This window comes from Streptomyces sp. ASQP_92 (genome assembly GCF_025399895.1).
Taxonomy (GTDB): Bacteria; Actinomycetota; Actinomycetes; order Streptomycetales; family Streptomycetaceae; genus Streptomyces.
This window is the reverse complement of record NZ_JAODUA010000001.1, coordinates 844,712-860,767: the sequence shown is the minus strand read 5'-3', so window position 1 is coordinate 860,767 and position 16,056 is coordinate 844,712. Positions and strand designations below refer to the sequence as shown.

Here is a 16,056-nt window from a genome sequence, read left to right as displayed (position 1 = left end):
CCCGCGTCGCGTCCCCCGCATCGCGGCCGGTACACCACCCGGCCCGCACCGCCCCGCGCTCCCTCGCCTACGATCTGCGCCCATGGGGGGAGCGAGGCTCACGCGCGTGATGCGTCCCGTGGTGCTGCTGAGCCCATGGTGACGCTGCTCGGCGCCGCCATCCCGGGGTACGGGGACCGGCCGCGCGCGCCGGATCTGCACGTCCTTCAGGTCCTGCGGACCTAGGGCCCGCCCGGCCCCCACGGCCGCTTCGGCCCAACTCCCCCTCACGCGAAGGACGTTAGCCACTCATGACCATGCAGGACGACTACCACGCCTCCCGCAGGGCCCACATAGAGGAGCAGCAGCACGCCCGGCAGACCCGGCGCCGGCGCGAGATGACCGTGGCGATCGGCTCCGTCACCGCGGCCGTGCTCGTCGTCGCGGGGCTTGTGGGCTTCGGGGTGTACAAGTTCAGCACGTTGAAGGACAGCAAGAGCACGAGCGCCGCGCCCCGCACGGAGCCGTCGGCGCAGGGACCCGCGCAGGGATCCGGTGACGCGGGCGCGCCGATCGCCGGCGAGAAGGACTGGGACACCAAGAAGCTGACCCGCAACCATGTGACGACCCCGGTGCGCTACCCCATGTCACCGCCGGTGGGCGGCGACCACGCCGCGGTGTGGATGAACTGCGGCGGCGTCGTCTACCAGAAGCCGGTTCCGGACGTGAACGCGGTGCACTCCCTGGAACATGGCGCGGTGTGGGTGACCTACACGGACAAGGCGTCCGCCGCCGATGTGAAGAAGCTCGGCGACAAGGTGTCCACGACGCCGTACTCGCTGATGAGCCCGTACCGGGACCAGCCCGGGGTGATCATGCTGAGCGCCTGGGGCAGGCAAATCACCGTGGACAGCGCGGACGACCCCCGGGTGAACCAGTTCTTCACCCGGTACGTGGAGGGCCCCCAGACGCCCGAGCCCGGCGCCCCGTGCACCGGCGGGCTGGATGAGCGGTGAGCCGCCGGCACTGGGGGCTCGCCGCCGCGCTCGCGCTCGCGATGGTGTTCGCGGCGGCCGCGGTGCTCGTCTCCTCGGGCGGCAGGGGCAGCGCGGCCGAGGCCGTGCCCCGTACGCCCGGAGCCACGTCGGCGGACGCCGGGTTCGCGCGTGACATGGCGACGCACCACCAGCAGGCGGTGGAGATGTCGTTCATCGTGCGCGACCGCACCTCGGACGACGAGGTACGGCGCCTCGCGTACGACATCGCCAACACGCAGGCCAACCAGCGGGGCATGATGCTCGGCTGGCTCGATCTGTGGGGGCTGCCGAAGAACGAGGCGTCCCAGCAGCCGATGGCGTGGATGGGCATGGCGACGGCGCCGGGCGCCGACGGCGCGCTGATGCCGGGCATGGCCACCAACGCCGACCTGACCCGGCTGCGGGGGCTCGGCGGGCGGGACGCCGAGGTGCTCTACCTCCAGCTGATGACCGAGCACCACAAGGGCGGCATCCACATGGCCGAGGGCTGTGTGCGGCGCTGCTCGGTGGGTCCGGAGAAGCGGTTGGCGCAGGGCGTGGTCGACTCCCAGCGGTCCGAAATCGACCTGATGGCACAGATGCTGAAGAAAAGGGGCGTAACACCGCGCACCAACTGACGCACCAACTGAGCGTGGATAAACGCTCTTTGGCGTTTCTTGGTGATCACATGCCCCCCGCATGAACCGTTCCTGACAAGAGTGACGCAGTACATGCGCGCATCAGACAGCGCATGTGCAGCACGCGAAGACCTCACGCAGGGGGTTACATGAGAATTAGCCGCGCCAGGCGGCGCGCCGGTGTGAGCATGGCAGCGACACTGCCACTGCTCGCCGGCGCGCTCGCCCTCGGCATACCGTCCGCCCAGGCGGCCGACCCGGTCCCCGGCGGACGGGCCGCCCTCGCGGGCACCCAGCCCACCTGGGCCACCGGCTCCGCCGACCAGGGCGCCGCTGCCGCATCCACCAAGGTCGACGCCCGGGTGTACCTCGCCGGGCGGGATGCGAAGGGCCTCGACGCGTACGCCGCGGCCGTGTCCGACCCGCGGTCGCCGTCGTACGGCAAGTACCTCAGCGCCGCTCAGGCGCAGCAGCGCTTCGGCGCCACCCAGGAGCAGATCGACGCGGTCACCACGTGGCTGAAGTCGTCCGGACTGACCGTCACGGGCTCCAACCAGCACTACATATCGGTCTCCGGTGACGTCGCGGCCGCGCAGAAGGCGTTCGCCACCCAGCTCCACAACTACCGCAAGGGCAACCGGACTTACCGGGCGCCCGCGAAGAACGCGTCGGCGCCGAACGCGCTCGCCGACGCCGTTCTGACGGTGACGGGCCTGGACAACGCGCCGCACAAGGCGTCCCACCAGGACACCCTTCCGGGCCCGGGGGCCGGCTTCCGCAACGCGGGACCGTTCTCCACGTACTACGGCTCCAACATCGCCACGTCGCTGCCGGACGCGTACGGCACCAAGGTCCCGTACGCCGTGCACGGTTACACCGGGCAGCAGCTGCGGGCCGCGTACGGCGCGGGCAAGTACACCGGCAAGGGCGTGACGGTGGCGATCACCGACGCGTACGCCTCGCCCACCATGGCCTCGGACGCCGCCCAGTACGCCAAGCGCAACGGGGACAAGCCCTACAAGACGGGCCAGTACACCGAGGTGCTCCCGGCGGACTACAACAGCACGGAGGCGTGCGGCGCGTCCGGCTGGTACGGCGAGGAGTCCCTGGACGTCGAAGCCGTGCACGCGGTCGCGCCCGACGCGAACATCGTGTACGTGGGCGGCGCGTCCTGCAACGACCCGGATCTGCTCGACGCCCTCAACAAGGTCGTCGACCGGCACCTGGCCGACATCGTCTCCAACTCGTGGGGCGACATCGAAGCCAACGAGACCCCGGACGTCGCGGCCGCGTACGACCAGACGTTCAAGCTCGGCGCGATCGAGGGCATCGGCTTCTACTTCTCCTCCGGTGACAACGGCGACGAGGTCGCCAACACCGGCAAGAAGCAGGTCGACACCCCGGCCAACTCGGCCTGGGTGACGGCGGTCGGCGGCACCTCGCTGGCGGTCGGCAAGAACGACAAGTACCAGTTCGAGACCGGCTGGGGCACCGAGAAGGCCAGCCTGTCCGCGGACGGCAAGAGCTGGGTGAACTTCCCCGGCGCGTACACCAGCGGCGCGGGCGGCGGCACCAGCTCCACGGTGAAGCAGCCGTTCTACCAGCGTCACATCGTGCCGGACGCGCTGGCCAAGGCGAACGGCGCGACCCGGATGCGTACGGTTCCGGACATCGCGGCCGTGGCCGACCCCAACACCGGGTTCCTGGTGGGCCAGACGCAGTCGTGGCCGGACAAGTCGGTGAAGTACGACGAGTACCGCATTGGCGGCACCTCGCTGGCCGCGCCGGTCATCGCGGGCGTCCAGGCGCTCGCCCAGCAGGCGCAGCGCTCCCCGATCGGGTTCGCGAACCCGTCGATCTACGCGCGCTTCGACTCGCGGCTCTACCACGACGTGACGGACCACCCGCTGGGTGCGACCCGTGACCTCGCGGTCGCCCGGGTCGACTTCGCCAACAGTGTCGACGCGTCGGGCGGGCTGCTCACGTCCGTGCGGTCGCTCGGCAAGGACAGTTCGCTGGCGGCGACGCGGGGGTACGACGACGTGACGGGTGTGGGTTCGCCCGCGCCCGGCTATGTGGCGTCGTACACCAACCCGTTCCGCCGCTGATCCCATCCGGGGGTACGCCCCATCTCCGGCCGGCTGGCCGGGGGTGGGGCGTTCGCGTTCCCCCCACCCCCCGCCCAGACCCCCCGGGGGCGCGGGGCCCCTTGCCCGAACCGTGCGCGGCCGCTCGCGCGGTTCCCCGCGCCCCCAACCCGCCTTCACGTGCGGACCGTGCCCCCTCTTTGCGCAGTTCCCCGCGCCCCCAACCCTCGGTCATGTGCGGACCGTGGTCGCTGCTCGCGCAGTTCCCCGCGCCCCCAAAAACCCGTTGTCGGCTGCGGACCGTGCCCGCTCCTCGCGCAGTTCCCCGCGCCCCTAACTACTCGGCGCTGGGCAGCACCGGCAGCCTCAGCCCGTCCCGGCGCCCCTGAACTACTCGGTGCCGGGGCAGCGCGGGCATACCCAGCCCGTCCCTGCGCGCCTAACTACTCGGTGCCGGGCAGCACCGGCCACCTCAGCCCGTCCCCACGCCCCCTAACTACTCGGTGCCGGGCAGCACCGGCATACCCAGCCCGTCCGGCGATTGAGGACGAGCGCCGTTCAGGCGCGATACGGGGTCTGGGGCGGAGCCCCAGGAGGGGCCGGAGCCAACCAACCCCGCTGCACGGGCGGGTGGGTGGGCAAGGCGCCTCGGGGTTTGGGGCGGAGCCCCAGGGGGCCCGGAGCCAGCCAACCCCGCCGCACGGGCGGGTGGGTGGGAAAACGTGGCCGGGGTCTGGGGCGGAGCCCCAGTAAGGGGCCGGGTCAGATCGCTGAGGCCACCACCCCCGGCGCGTCCAGCATCAGCAGGTGGCCCGCACCCTCCGCGACGGCGAACCCCGCCCCCAGCACCCCCGCAAGGCCCCGCTGACGCCCCACCCAGCGCCCCCCACCCGCCCCGCCCGCCAGCACGGTGGCAGGACAGTCGAGCGGGCCCAACTTCCGCCGCAGGGACAGGAGTTCCGCCGCCACCGATCCGTACGCCGCGTTCTCAAGGACCAGCCCCCGCCACACCCGCGAGCCCCGATAGCACAACCGCACCAGATCACGCGGCGCCGGATCACCCCCGCCCGTACGCGACGCGCGGACGACGGCGCGGCGGGTCGCGGGGCCCAGCGCGGCGGGCACACCGGCGTGGCCGAGCAGGAAGCCCAGCGCCCGGGCCAGGGCGAGCCGCGCCGGGAGGGCGGCCGGGGGGCGGGCGCGCTCCTCGACGCTGGAGTCGACCAGGACGAGCCCCGCCGTACGGGAGGGGTGGAGCCGCGCGAAGGCCTCCGCGTGGAACCCGGCGATGGAGTGGCCGACCACCGTCACGGGGCCGGTCAGCCCCAGCCCGTCCAGGAGCCCCGCGATCCGCCCCGCCTCCCCCGCGGCGGTCGGCGGCGCCACGGCCGGCCCGGAGAGCCCGTGCCCGGGACGGTCGAAGCGTACGACCGTGTGGCGCGGGGTGAGCAGCGGCACCACCGGGTCCCAGTCGAACCAGCTCATGCCGAGGCCCGCGCTGAGCACCACCACCGGCCCGGCCCCCTCGACCACCACATGGTGGGCCACCCCGCCCCACCGCAGGAACCGCCCCACGGGTCTCACGTCCGCCTCTCCTGCGCCACGCTCCACGCCAGTACCCCCAACCAGAGCGCCACGAGCAGGACTTGGAGGCGCTGGCCCGCACCGAGCGCCCAGGTGCCCCGCCCCGCCTGGAAAGCGGCCACCGACGTCAACGTCCAGGTGGTGGCGGCCAGTTCGAGGGCCACCAGGGGCGGTCCGAGGGCGGCGAGCGGCGGCCACCACCGGTAGCGGCGGGCCGCGACGGTCAGGGCGACCACGCCCAAGAGCGCCCCCACCATCGCGAGGCCGCTGCTCACCGCGTGCGCGGTGTGGGTCGCGGGGACCAGACCCGCCGTCTCACGGGCCGCGCACACCGGGTCGGCGGTGGGCGCGCAGCTCAGCGGGAGCCGGGAGTCGAGGGCGGTGGCGGCGCCGAACAGGGCGAGGCCCGACCAGCCGAGCAGTGACCAGGGCCGCCGCTCGCAGCGCGGCAGGGCGCACACCGCACCGGCCAGGACGAGGAGCCCCGCGACCAGGTCGGTCGCGCGGAAGAGGCCTCCGAACGGCTGGTCGGCGGCGGCGAGTTCACTGACGTACGCCTGGATGGGGTCGAGTCCGGTGTGGAACACCAGCTCCAGCACCCAGGCCGTGTAGGCGAGGGCGCCGAGCGCGAGCAGGACGGCTACGGGCCGGGCCGGGACTCCACTGCGGGACATGGTGGGACCAAGGCTACGGGGGTGGCGGCGGTCGCCGGTGGTCCGGATGGACCCAGCTCGGCTTGCGGAACGTCAGGAAGGCGAGGGGGGCGAGGACGCCGAGCGCGAGCAGGCCGCCACCGACGATCAGCAGATAGCGCCAGAGCGGCTGTCCGCCGAACTGGTCCGGCGGCACGAACCCGATGAACAGCGCGGCCACCGACGCCACGAACCCGATGCCGGCGACCCAGGCGACGGCGGGCACCCTAAAGCCCCGCTCCACCTCGGGCCGGGTCCTGCGCAGCCGGACGACCGCCACGAACATCAGCAGATAGGCGATCAGATAGATCTGGACGGTGATGACGGAGAACATCCAGTACGCGCTCGACACGTCGCCGCTGAAGGCGTACAGGATGCCGATCAGGGTGGTGATGACGCCCTGCGCGACCATGATGTTCTGCGGGGTGCCGTACTTGTTCAACCGCTGGAGGAACGGCGGCAGATACCCCTCCTGGCGCGACAGGAGCACCAGGCCCTTGGCCGGTCCGGCGAGCCAGGTCAGCATGCCGCCGAGCGCGGCCGCCACCAGCATCACGCCGACGACCTTGGTCATCCAGCCGATGTGGAAGTGGTCGAAGAACGCCTGGAAGGCCTGCATCAGACCGGCCGTGAGGCTCAGTTCCGAGGAGGGCATCACCCAGGAGATGGCCAGGGCCGGCAGGATGAAGATCAGCAGGACCAGGCCGGTGGCCAGGAACATCGACTTCGGGTACTCGCGCTTGGGGCTGCGCAGCGAGGAGACGTGGACGCCGTTCATCTCCATGCCCGCGTACGACAGGAAGTTGTTGACGATCAGGACCAGGCTGGCGAGCCCGGTCCACGGCGGCAGCCAGTGCGTGGCGTTCATGGGGGCCGCGGAGGGGTTGCCCTGGCCGAGGAAGACGAAGCCGAGGACGACCAGGACCACGCCGGGCACGAGCGTGCCGATGACGAGCCCCATCGAGCTGAGGCCCGCGACGGTCTTCGTGCCCCGGGAGGAGATCCACACGCCGGTCCAGTAGATGACGACGATGACGATGGCGACGTAGAGCCCGTTCTCGGCCAGGCTCGGGTCGATGACGTAGGCGAAGGTCGAGGCGACGTAGGCGAGCAGGCTCGGGTAGTACGCGATCGTCATGGCGAACTGGCACCACACGGCGAGGAAGCCGAGCGGTTTGCCGAGCGCCTCGCTCACCCAGCGGTAGATGCCGCCGGTCCAGCCGGAGGCCAGTTCGGCGCCGACCAGGGCGGTCGGCAGCAGGAAGACGACGGCCGGCAGGAGGTAGAGGAAGATCGCGGCCAGGCCGTAGATGGCCATGGACGGCGAGGGCCGCAGGCTCGCGACGGATGCCGTCGTCATCAGGCCCAGGGTCACCCAGGAGACGAACTGCCGTGGGGTCCCCTCGTCCGCGACGAGTTCTTCATCGGAGGCGTCCGTGGTCGTCATGCGCCCATGATCGGCTCGGCCGACGGGTCCCGCACGTCGGCCGGGGCCGGTCCGAAAGAAACCCGCCATCCCCCGGCCCGGCGCGATCCGGCCTCGATCCGGAGGCGCACCGACCTGAGCACAGCCCGCCCGGTACCGCGTCCGACCCCCCATCGCGTCGTATTGACGATTAAGGTGGGGGGCGTGCCTCAACTACGTCTCGCCCTGAATCAGATCGACTCGACCGTCGGCGACATCCCCGGCAACACCGAGGCGATCGTGCACTGGACCCGGCACTGTGCCGAACAGGGGGCGCACCTGATCGCGTTCCCCGAGATGATGCTGACCGGCTACCCCGTCGAGGACCTCGCTCTGAGATCCTCCTTCGTCGAGGCGTCCCGTGGGGCGCTCACCGCCCTGGCCGCGCGTCTCCAGGCGGAGGGCCTCGGGGAGGTCCCCGTAGTGGTGGGCCATCTGGACCGCTCCCCCGTCGCCGTCCCCCGGCTCGGCCAGCCGGCCGGCGCCCCGCAGAACGCGGCGGCGGTGCTGCACGGCGGCCGCGTCGTGCTCGGCTTCGCCAAGCACCACCTGCCCAACTACGGCGTCTTCGACGAGTTCCGCTACTTCGTGCCGGGCGACACCATGCCGGTGGTGCGGGTGCGCGGCATCGACGTGGCCCTCGCCATCTGCGAGGACCTGTGGCAGGACGGCGGGCGGGTGCCGGCCACCCGCTCGGCCGGGGCCGGCCTGCTGATCTCCATCAACGCCTCGCCGTACGAGCAGAACAAGGACGACTCCCGGCTCGACCTGGTCCGCAAGCGCGCCCAGGAGGCCGGCTGCACGCTGGCGTACGTCGCGACCGTGGGCGGCCAGGACGAGCTGGTCTTCGACGGCGACTCGATCGTCGTCGACGCGAGCGGCCAGGTCGTGGCGCGGGCGCCGCAGTTCTCCGAGGGCGCGATGATCCTCGACCTGGAGCTGCCCGCGGCGGGGCCCGCCCCCTCGGGTGTGGTGGACGACGGGCTGCGCGTCGACCATGTGGTGATCTCCGAGGAGCCGGTCCCGGCCTACGAGCCGGAGCTCACCGGCGGGTACGCCGAGCGGCTCGACGACGACGAGGAGGTCTACTCGGCGCTGGTGGTGGGGCTGCGGGCGTACGTGGCGAAGAACGGCTTCCGGTCCGTCCTGATCGGGCTCTCCGGCGGCATCGACTCGGCCCTTGTCGCCGCGATCGCGTGTGACGCGCTGGGCGCGGCCAACGTCCACGGGGTGTCCATGCCGTCGAAGTACTCCTCGGACCACTCCAGGAGCGACGCGGCGGAGCTGGCCCGCCGGACGGGGCTGGATTTGCGCACCGTTCCGGTGGAGCCGATGTTCGACGCGTACATGGGCTCGCTCGACCTGACCGGGCTCGCCGAGGAGAACCTCCAGTCGCGGCTGCGCGGCACGATGCTGATGGCGCTGTCCAACCAGGAGGGCCACCTCGTGCTGGCCCCGGGCAACAAGTCCGAGCTGGCGGTGGGCTATTCGACGCTGTACGGCGACTCGGTGGGCGCGTACGGACCCATCAAGGACGTCTACAAGAGCGCGGTCTTCCGGCTCGCCCGCTGGCGCAACCGGGCGGCGGCCGAGCGCGGCCAGACGCCGCCGATCCCGGAGAACTCCATCTCCAAGCCCCCGAGCGCCGAACTGCGCCCCGGCCAGGTCGACACGGATTCGCTGCCCGACTACCCGGTCCTGGACGCGATCCTGGCGATGTACGTCGACCGGGACCAGGGGGCGGACGCGATCGTGGCGGCGGGGTACGAGCCGGAACTCGTGACGAAGACGCTGCGGATGGTGGACACCGCGGAGTACAAGCGGCGCCAGTACCCGCCGGGCACGAAGATCTCGCCGAAGGGCTTCGGCAAGGACCGCCGACTGCCCATCACCAACCGCTGGCGGGAGTCGAGTTGAGCCACCGGGGCCCGCGGGAGCGGGCCCCGCGGCCGGCTACACCTTGAGGCGCGCCGCGATCGGCAGGTGGTCGCTCCCGGTCCTCGCCAGCGTCCACGACGACGTGGGCTGCATGCCCTTGACCATGATCTGGTCGATCCGGGCCATCGGGAACCCGGCGGGCCAGGTGAAGCCGAAGCCGCTGCCCGCAGCGCCCTGGGTGGAACGCATCTGGGCGGTGATGTTGTTCAGGGAGCGGTCGTTCATCGTGCCGTTGAGGTCGCCGAGCAGCACCACCTTGCGGAGCGGCTCCGCGGAGATCGCCTCGCCCAGCGTGTAGGCGCTGTTGTCCCGCTGGTTGGCGGTGAACCCGGCGTTCAGCTTGACCCGTACCGAGGGCATGTGGGCGACGTACACCGCGACATCACCGGAGGGCGTCCGCACCGTGGAGCGCATCGCGCGCGTCCAGCCCATCTTGATGTCGACGGGCCTGCTGTCGCTGAGCGGGTACGTGGACCACAGCCCGACCGTGCCCTGCACCGAGTGGTACGGGTAGAGGTCCGCGAGGGCCTTCTTGTACGTCGCGACCTGGTCGCCCGGGATCTCCTCGAGGGCCAGCACCTGCGCGCCGGAGGCCGCGACCTGGCGGGCGGTGCCGGCCGGGTCCGTGTTGTCGGCGTTCACGTTGTGGGTCGCCACGACCAGGTCGCCGCCCGAGCCCTGCTTGTCGGTGAGCAGCCCGCCGAACATGTTGAACCACATGATCACCGGGAGCAGCAGCGCGATGAGCGCGGTCGCCGAGCGGCGCCACAGCGCGAGCCCCAGCAGCACCGGCAGGAAGACCCCGAGCCACGGCATAAAGGTTTCGGAGAGCGAGCCGAGGTTGCCGATCGAGTTGGGGATCCGCGCGTGCAGGACCATCACCAGGGCGATCAGGACGGCGAATCCGGCGAGCACCAGGCCACGGCGCCAGATGCCGCGGTCGTCGCGCCACTTGTCGGTCAGGCGCCGGAACCGGGACCCGGTGCGCTCGCCCTCCGCGCTTCCGTCGCCCGTCTCCGTCATGTACGCCCGCGCCATACCGCTGTCCTCACTGCTGTTCCGCAACCGTCCTCGCTGTTCGACCCTAGGCGAAAACGGCCGGCTTTCCGTGCCGTGGTCCGTCTCGTACGGACATCCCTACGGCGAGCAGGACGACCGGGCGCGGTGGCGGGTTCCAGGTCGGGGCCCTCGTGGGGCGCGCTGTGACACAACGCGCATATTCAGCGGGGCGGGCGCAGACCTTCGAGGACGGCGTCCACGATGCGCTCGGCGAGTTCGGGGCCGGGCAGTTCGGTGTCGGGTCGCATCATCGTGCGGACCAGCATCGGGGCGACGAAGAGGTCCCCGGCCATGTCGAGGTCGAGGCCGGCGCGGAGTTCGCCGTTGGCGACGCCCCGCCGCAGCACCTCGTCGAGGAGCTCGCGGCGGGGGTCGATGACCAGGCTGTGGTACTTGGACCAGAGCTTGGGGTAACTCTGCATCTGGGCGAAGACGTTGTGCAGCAGCGCGGAGGACCGCTTGGCGGCGCCGCGCCGGCGCACATTGTCGACCATGTGGATCAGGTCGCCCCGCAGGGAGTGGCCGGGCAGCGGCGGGGTGGGCGACTCCATGGACCGGACGACCTCGACGAACAGCTCCTCCTTGCCGGCCCAGCGCCGGTAGATGGTGGCCTTGCCGACGCCGGCGGTGCGGGCGATGCGTTCGATGGAGAGGTCGGCGAGCGGGACGCCTTCCTCGAGCAGCGCGATCACGGCCTCCAGGATCTGGCGTTCCGCGGCCTCGGAGCGGGGCCGCCCGCGCCTCGGTTCGCCGTCCTTGTGCTGCTTGTCCATCAGGGTCACGCCCGCTCCGTCTCTCTCGACCGTCCCGCTGATTGTCCCCGCCTCCCGCCGGTCAGCGGCGGGCGGCCTCGGTGGGCCGGTCCTGTGCCTGGGGCGAGGGGCCCACGGGCGGCTTCCCGGGCAGGAAGAGGACGACGACGAGCGCGCCGAGCAGGGCCACGCCGGCCGAGGCGAACGCGGTGATGTGCATGGCGTGGATGAACGCGTCGTTGGCGGGACCGATCAGCGCCTTGCCCTCGGGGCCCATCCGCTCGGCGATGCCGAGGGTCGCCTCGATGGACTCGCCGGCCGCCTTGCGGGCCCCTTCGGGGACCGCGCCGAGGTGGCCCTCGATGTCGCCGCGGTAGACCGTGGAGAGCAGCGAGCCGAGCACGGCGACGCCGAGCGCGCCGCCGACCTGGCGGAAGGTGTTGTTGACGGCCGAGCCCGAGCCGGCCTTCTCGCGCGGCAGCGCTTGCATGATCGAGACGGTGACGGGCGGCATGATGTGGGCCATTCCGGCGCCCTGGAGGAAGAAGACGACCTCCATGACCCAGATGGGAGTGGTGGCGTCGAAGAGGCCGAAGGCGGCGAGGCCGACGGCCACCAGGACCAGTCCGGCGGTGCAGACGGCGCGGGCGCCGAACCGGTCGACGACGAGCCGGGCCCGCGGCGCGAAGATCATCTGGGCGGCGGCGAGCGGCAGGATCAGCAGTCCCGACTCCAGGGCGCTGTAGCCGCGCACGCTCTGCATGTAGAAGACCGAGAAGAAGGTGACGCCCATCAGCGCGAAGAAGGTCAGCGCGATGGCGACGACGGCCGCCGAGAAGGCCGGCTTCTTGAAGTAGCCGATGTCGATGGCGGGGTGGTCGCAGCGCTTCTCGTACAGGACGAAGCCGACCAGGACCGCGATGCCGCCGAGGGTCGTGGCGAGCACGGTGGGATCGGTGAAGTCCGCCAGCTCGCCGCCGTGGATGATGCCGTACACGAGCAGCACGAGACCCACCACGGACAGCAGCACGCCCACCGGGTCGAGCTTGCCGGGGCTGGGGTCCCTGGAGTCCGGGACCAGCACGACCATGGCGATCAGGGCGATGATCACGACCGGTACGTTGACCAGGAAGACCGAGCCCCACCAGAAGTGCTGGAGCAGGACACCGCCGGTGATGGGGCCGATCGCGATGGCGAGGCCCACGCCGCCGGCCCAGATGCCGATCGCCTTGGGCTGCTCCTCGCGCTCGAAGACGTTCATGAGGACGGCGAGGGTGGCGGGCATCACGAAGGCGCCGCCGAGGCCCATCAGGGCGCGGAAGGCGATCAGCTGGTCGGGGGAGTTCGAGAATGCGGCGAGCACCGAGCCGAGGCCGAAGACCGTGATGCCGAAGAGCAGGATCTTCTTGCGGCCGAGCCGGTCGCCGAGCAGGCCGGAGGTGAAGAGCAGCCCGGCGAAGACGAGCGTGTAGGAGTTGATCGCCCATTCCAGCTCGCTCTGGGTGGCGCCCAGGCCGGTGGGGGTGGGGCTCGCGATCGTCTTGACGGCGACGTTGAGGATCGAGTTGTCGAGCACGACGATCAGCAGGCTGAGCATCAGGACGGCGAGGATCGCCCAGCGTCGGCGGTGGACGGCTTCGGGTATCCGGGGTGCGGCCGGGGCGCCGGACGCGGCAGGCGTTGTTGACATGCCCGCCACTGTAGAACAATTTCGATACGACACCGTCTCGTATAGGAATGACTTTGCTTTCCGGCCACCGTCGACGCCCGGCCGATATGCCTTCCCGGCACACCCACTTCCCGGCACGGGGCACGGGATGCCACCATGGACGTGGTCCGGAGACGCCGTGAGGGCGCTTCGAGATGACGAACAGGAGCCGTTGCGATGACGCAACATCTTCAGGCTGCGCAGACCCCGAAGGCATCCGACAGCAGCGACCCGAAGGCGCTGTACGGAGGCAAGGGCACCCGGCGCATCACCGTGCACGACATCGCCGCCGCCAAGGCGCGCGGCGAGAAGTGGCCCATGCTCACCGCCTACGACGCGATGACCGCCTCCGTCTTCGACGAGGCCGGCATCCCCGTCCTGCTGGTGGGCGACTCCATGGGCAACTGCCACCTCGGCTACGAGACGACCGTCCCGGTCACCCTCGACGAGATCACCATGCTGTCCGCCGCGGTCGTACGGGGAACCTCGCGCGCCCTGGTCGTGGGCGACCTGCCCTTCGGCTCGTACCAGGAGGGCCCGGTGCAGGCGCTGCGCACCGCCATGCGCCTGGTCAAGGACGCGGGTGTCGGGGCGGTGAAGCTGGAGGGCGGCGAGCGCAGCCACGAGCAGATCCGGCTGCTCGTCGACTCCGGGATCCCGGTCATGGGCCACATCGGCCTCACCCCGCAGTCCGTGAACACGCTGGGCTACCGGGTGCAGGGCCGCGGCGACGAGGCGGCCCACCAGCTGCTGCGCGACGCCAAGGCGGTCCAGGACGCGGGCGCCTTCGCGGTCGTCCTCGAACTGGTCCCGGCCGAGCTGGCCGCCGAGGTCACCCGCATCCTGCACATCCCGACGGTCGGCATCGGCGCGGGCGCCGAGTGCGACGCCCAGGTGCTCGTCTACACCGACATGGTGGGCCTGACCCCTGGCAAGACCCCGCGCTTCACCAAGCAGTACATGGATCTGCGCGCCTCGCTGGGAGAGGCCGCGAAGGCGTTCGCCGGCGAGGTCGTCGGCGGGGCGTTCCCGGCCGAGGAGCACACCTTCCACTGACCATCGCCCCCTGAGCCACTGCGGTCACGACGACAGTCCGCCGACTTCCCCCATCGGCGGGCTGTCCGTCGTCGCGGGCCGGGCCGGGGTGGCCGGTACGGGCCTGGTGGACGGCTGTCGGCGGGGCGTCCCGGGGCTGTCGGTGGCTTGTCGGCGCCCTGTCGGTGACGCCTGGCACCTTGGTGGACATGACGCGAATCGACAAGAACCCCACCGGTGGTGCCGACGGAATCGCCGCCGGCACCGCCATCTCCGTACGGGGGCTGGTGAAGCACTTCGGCTCCACCAAGGCGCTGGACGGCGTCGACCTGGACGTCCGCGAGGGCACCGTGCTCGGTGTCCTCGGACCGAACGGCGCCGGCAAGACGACACTCGTACGCTGCCTGTCCACCCTGCTCGTGCCGGACGCGGGCACCGCCACCGTGGCCGGTTACGACGTGGTGCGCCAGCCCCGGCAGCTGCGCCGCACGATCGGTCTGACCGGGCAGTACGCCTCGGTCGACGAGAAGCTGTCCGGCCGCGAGAACCTGTACATGATCGGCCGGCTGCTCGACCTGTCCCGCAAGGAGGCGCGCTCGCGCGCCGACGAGCTGCTTGAGCGCTTCTCGCTCACCGACGCCGCCAAGCGGCCCGCGATGACCTACTCCGGCGGCATGCGCCGCAGGCTCGACCTGGCCGCCTCCATGATCGGCCACCCGGCCGTGCTGTATCTGGACGAGCCGACCACCGGCCTCGACCCGCGCACCCGCAACGAGGTGTGGGACGAGGTGCGCCGGATGGTCGCCGAGGGCGCCACCGTGCTGCTGACCACGCAGTACATGGAGGAGGCCGAGCAGCTGGCGAGCGAGCTGACGGTCATCGACCGCGGCACGGTCATCGCCAACGGCGAGGTCGACGAGCTGAAGGCCCGGGTCGGCGGCCGCACTTTGCAGATCCGGCCCACCGACCCCGAGCAGTTGGGCTCGATGGCGCGGGCCGTCACCGAGGCGGGCCTCGCCGGTGTCTCCGGCACCCAGGTCGTGCCCGACGAGGGTGTGCTCAACGTGCCGATCCTCAGCGACCAGCAACTGACCGCCGTGGTAGCCCTGTTGGGCTCCCGCGGCTATGGCATCGCCCACATAGGCACCCACCTTCCCAGCCTGGACGAGGTGTTCTTGGCCATCACCGGCCAGAAGACCGCCGACGCCCAGGAGGCCCACCGAGAGACCGAGGAGGTCGCGGCATGAGCACCACCACTGTCGAGGCGCCCGCCCAGCAGTCCCCCACCGCCCCGCCGCGGCCCGCCGGTGCGGACGACGTACGGATCGGGCTGCGGGCGAACCTGCGCCACATCGGCGCCCTGGCCCGCCGCAACATGCTCCAGATCAAGGCCGACCCGGAGTCGATGTTCGACGCCGTGCTGATGCCGATCATCTTCATCCTGCTGTTCGTGTACGTCTTCGGCGGCGCGATGTTCGGCGACGGCAACCAGGGCGCATACGTCAACTACCTGGTGCCCGGCCTGATGGCGATGATGGGCCTCAACATCGCGATGGCCGTCGGCACCGGCGTCAACGACGACTTCAAGAAGGGCGTGATGGACCGTTTCCGGACGATGCCCATCGCCCGGTCGTCCGTCCTCATCGCCAAGATGGTGGTCGAGGTGGGCCGCATGATGGTGGCCACCACGATCCTGCTGATCATGGGCTTCATCCTGGGCCTCAGCATCAGCACCTCGGTGTGGGGCCTGCTCGCCGCGGTCGGCCTGTCGCTGACGTTCGGCGCCTCGCTCATGTGGATCTTCATCCTGCTCGGACTCACCATGAAGACGGCCCAGGCCGTCCAGGGAGTGGCCATGCTCGTGCTGATGCCGCTGCAGTTCGGCTCGTCCATCTTCGCCAAGCCGACGACGATGCCGGGCTGGTTGCAGTCCTTCACCGACTACAACCCGCTGTCCAACCTGGCGGACGCGGCCCGGGGCCTGATGATCGGCGGCCCGGTCGCCCACTCCGCCCTGATGACGCTGGCCTGGTCGGCCGGGATCACGCTGGTGATGGCCCCGCTGGCGGTCGCCAAGTTCCGTAAGCGCACCTGATCCTGACG

Annotated in this window: 13 protein-coding genes; 7 read left to right on the top strand and 6 right to left on the bottom strand. The window is 71.2% G+C overall.

Annotation, left to right across the window (positions count from 1 at the left end; all coding sequences use genetic code 11):
* Positions 1 to 290 precede the first annotated feature (290 nt).
* The 3 genes from N4G70_RS03770 (at position 291) to N4G70_RS03760 (ending at position 3,741) form a co-directional block, all read left to right on the top strand.
* The gene (locus N4G70_RS03770) at positions 291 to 995 is read left to right on the top strand and encodes a DUF3105 domain-containing protein (protein ID WP_261710910.1); all 705 of its coding nucleotides are present in this window, start codon (positions 291 to 293) and stop codon (positions 993 to 995) included.
* Positions 992 to 1,633 (top strand): DUF305 domain-containing protein, encoded by a 642-nt coding sequence (locus N4G70_RS03765; RefSeq protein WP_261710909.1) that lies wholly within the window; start codon positions 992 to 994, stop codon positions 1,631 to 1,633. The genes N4G70_RS03770 and N4G70_RS03765 overlap by 4 nt, the downstream gene beginning before the upstream one ends.
* Positions 1,634 to 1,821: 188 nt before the next feature.
* Positions 1,822 to 3,741, top strand: coding sequence for a protease pro-enzyme activation domain-containing protein (locus N4G70_RS03760; RefSeq protein WP_261710908.1), 1,920 nt, complete (start codon positions 1,822 to 1,824; stop codon positions 3,739 to 3,741).
* 741 nt (positions 3,742 to 4,482) lie between these two features.
* Here the strand turns inward: N4G70_RS03760 and N4G70_RS03755 are convergent.
* From N4G70_RS03755 to N4G70_RS03745, 3 genes are read right to left on the bottom strand one after another with little or no spacing between them, the layout of a single operon-like run.
* Complete coding sequence (locus tag N4G70_RS03755) at positions 4,483 to 5,295, bottom strand: alpha/beta fold hydrolase (RefSeq protein WP_261711368.1); 813 nt, start codon at positions 5,293 to 5,295, stop codon at positions 4,483 to 4,485.
* Positions 5,296 to 5,300: 5 nt separating this feature from the next.
* Positions 5,301 to 5,978 carry a DUF998 domain-containing protein gene (locus tag N4G70_RS03750; protein ID WP_261710907.1) on the bottom strand — a complete coding sequence of 226 codons (678 nt, stop codon included), beginning with the start codon at positions 5,976 to 5,978 and terminating at the stop codon, positions 5,301 to 5,303.
* Positions 5,979 to 5,991: 13 nt separating this feature from the next.
* Positions 5,992 to 7,443 (bottom strand): APC family permease, encoded by a 1,452-nt coding sequence (locus N4G70_RS03745; RefSeq protein WP_261710906.1) that lies wholly within the window; start codon positions 7,441 to 7,443, stop codon positions 5,992 to 5,994.
* 183 nt (positions 7,444 to 7,626) lie between these two features.
* Here N4G70_RS03745 and N4G70_RS03740 point away from each other — a divergent pair, with 183 nt between their 5' ends.
* The gene (locus N4G70_RS03740) at positions 7,627 to 9,378 is read left to right on the top strand and encodes an NAD+ synthase (RefSeq protein WP_261710905.1); all 1,752 of its coding nucleotides are present in this window, start codon (positions 7,627 to 7,629) and stop codon (positions 9,376 to 9,378) included.
* Between the two features lie 36 nt (positions 9,379 to 9,414).
* Here N4G70_RS03740 and N4G70_RS03735 read toward each other — a convergent pair whose 3' ends face one another.
* The 3 genes from N4G70_RS03735 to N4G70_RS03725 form a co-directional block, all read right to left on the bottom strand.
* Positions 9,415 to 10,437 (bottom strand): endonuclease/exonuclease/phosphatase family protein, encoded by a 1,023-nt coding sequence (locus tag N4G70_RS03735; RefSeq protein WP_261711367.1) that lies wholly within the window; start codon positions 10,435 to 10,437, stop codon positions 9,415 to 9,417.
* Between the two features lie 182 nt (positions 10,438 to 10,619).
* On the bottom strand, positions 10,620 to 11,231 hold the full coding sequence (locus N4G70_RS03730; RefSeq protein ID WP_261711366.1) for a TetR/AcrR family transcriptional regulator: 612 nt from the start codon (positions 11,229 to 11,231) through the stop codon (positions 10,620 to 10,622).
* Between the two features lie 61 nt (positions 11,232 to 11,292).
* Positions 11,293 to 12,900, bottom strand: coding sequence for an MFS transporter (locus N4G70_RS03725; protein ID WP_261710904.1), 1,608 nt, complete (start codon positions 12,898 to 12,900; stop codon positions 11,293 to 11,295).
* Positions 12,901 to 13,095: 195 nt separating this feature from the next.
* Here N4G70_RS03725 and panB point away from each other — a divergent pair, with 195 nt between their 5' ends.
* The 3 genes from panB (at position 13,096) to N4G70_RS03710 (ending at position 16,048) form a co-directional block, all read left to right on the top strand.
* On the top strand, positions 13,096 to 13,974 hold the full coding sequence (gene panB / locus N4G70_RS03720) for a 3-methyl-2-oxobutanoate hydroxymethyltransferase (protein ID WP_261710903.1): 879 nt from the start codon (positions 13,096 to 13,098) through the stop codon (positions 13,972 to 13,974).
* A gap of 188 nt (positions 13,975 to 14,162) precedes the next feature.
* Entirely contained in the window at positions 14,163 to 15,200 is a 1,038-nt protein-coding gene (locus N4G70_RS03715; RefSeq protein ID WP_261710902.1) for an ATP-binding cassette domain-containing protein, read from the top strand.
* Positions 15,197 to 16,048: an ABC transporter permease gene (locus N4G70_RS03710; RefSeq protein ID WP_261710901.1), complete on the top strand. Its 852-nt coding sequence runs from the start codon at positions 15,197 to 15,199 to the stop codon at positions 16,046 to 16,048. The genes N4G70_RS03715 and N4G70_RS03710 overlap by 4 nt, the downstream gene beginning before the upstream one ends.
* Positions 16,049 to 16,056: the final 8 nt, after the last annotated feature.

Coding starts and splice junctions, on each gene's coding strand:
- N4G70_RS03760 (WP_261710908.1), top strand. CDS start 1,822: ATGGCAGCGACACTGCCACTGCTCGCCGGCGCGCTCGCCCTCGGCATA.
- N4G70_RS03710 (WP_261710901.1), top strand. CDS start 15,197: ATGAGCACCACCACTGTCGAGGCGCCCGCCCAGCAGTCCCCCACCGCC.
- N4G70_RS03730 (WP_261711366.1), bottom strand. CDS start 11,231: ATGGACAAGCAGCACAAGGACGGCGAACCGAGGCGCGGGCGGCCCCGC.
- N4G70_RS03750 (WP_261710907.1), bottom strand. CDS start 5,978: ATGTCCCGCAGTGGAGTCCCGGCCCGGCCCGTAGCCGTCCTGCTCGCG.
- N4G70_RS03725 (WP_261710904.1), bottom strand. CDS start 12,900: ATGTCAACAACGCCTGCCGCGTCCGGCGCCCCGGCCGCACCCCGGATA.
- panB (WP_261710903.1), top strand. CDS start 13,096: ATGACGCAACATCTTCAGGCTGCGCAGACCCCGAAGGCATCCGACAGC.
- N4G70_RS03715 (WP_261710902.1), top strand. CDS start 14,163: ATGACGCGAATCGACAAGAACCCCACCGGTGGTGCCGACGGAATCGCC.
- N4G70_RS03735 (WP_261711367.1), bottom strand. CDS start 10,437: ATGGCGCGGGCGTACATGACGGAGACGGGCGACGGAAGCGCGGAGGGC.
- N4G70_RS03745 (WP_261710906.1), bottom strand. CDS start 7,443: ATGACGACCACGGACGCCTCCGATGAAGAACTCGTCGCGGACGAGGGG.
- N4G70_RS03770 (WP_261710910.1), top strand. CDS start 291: ATGACCATGCAGGACGACTACCACGCCTCCCGCAGGGCCCACATAGAG.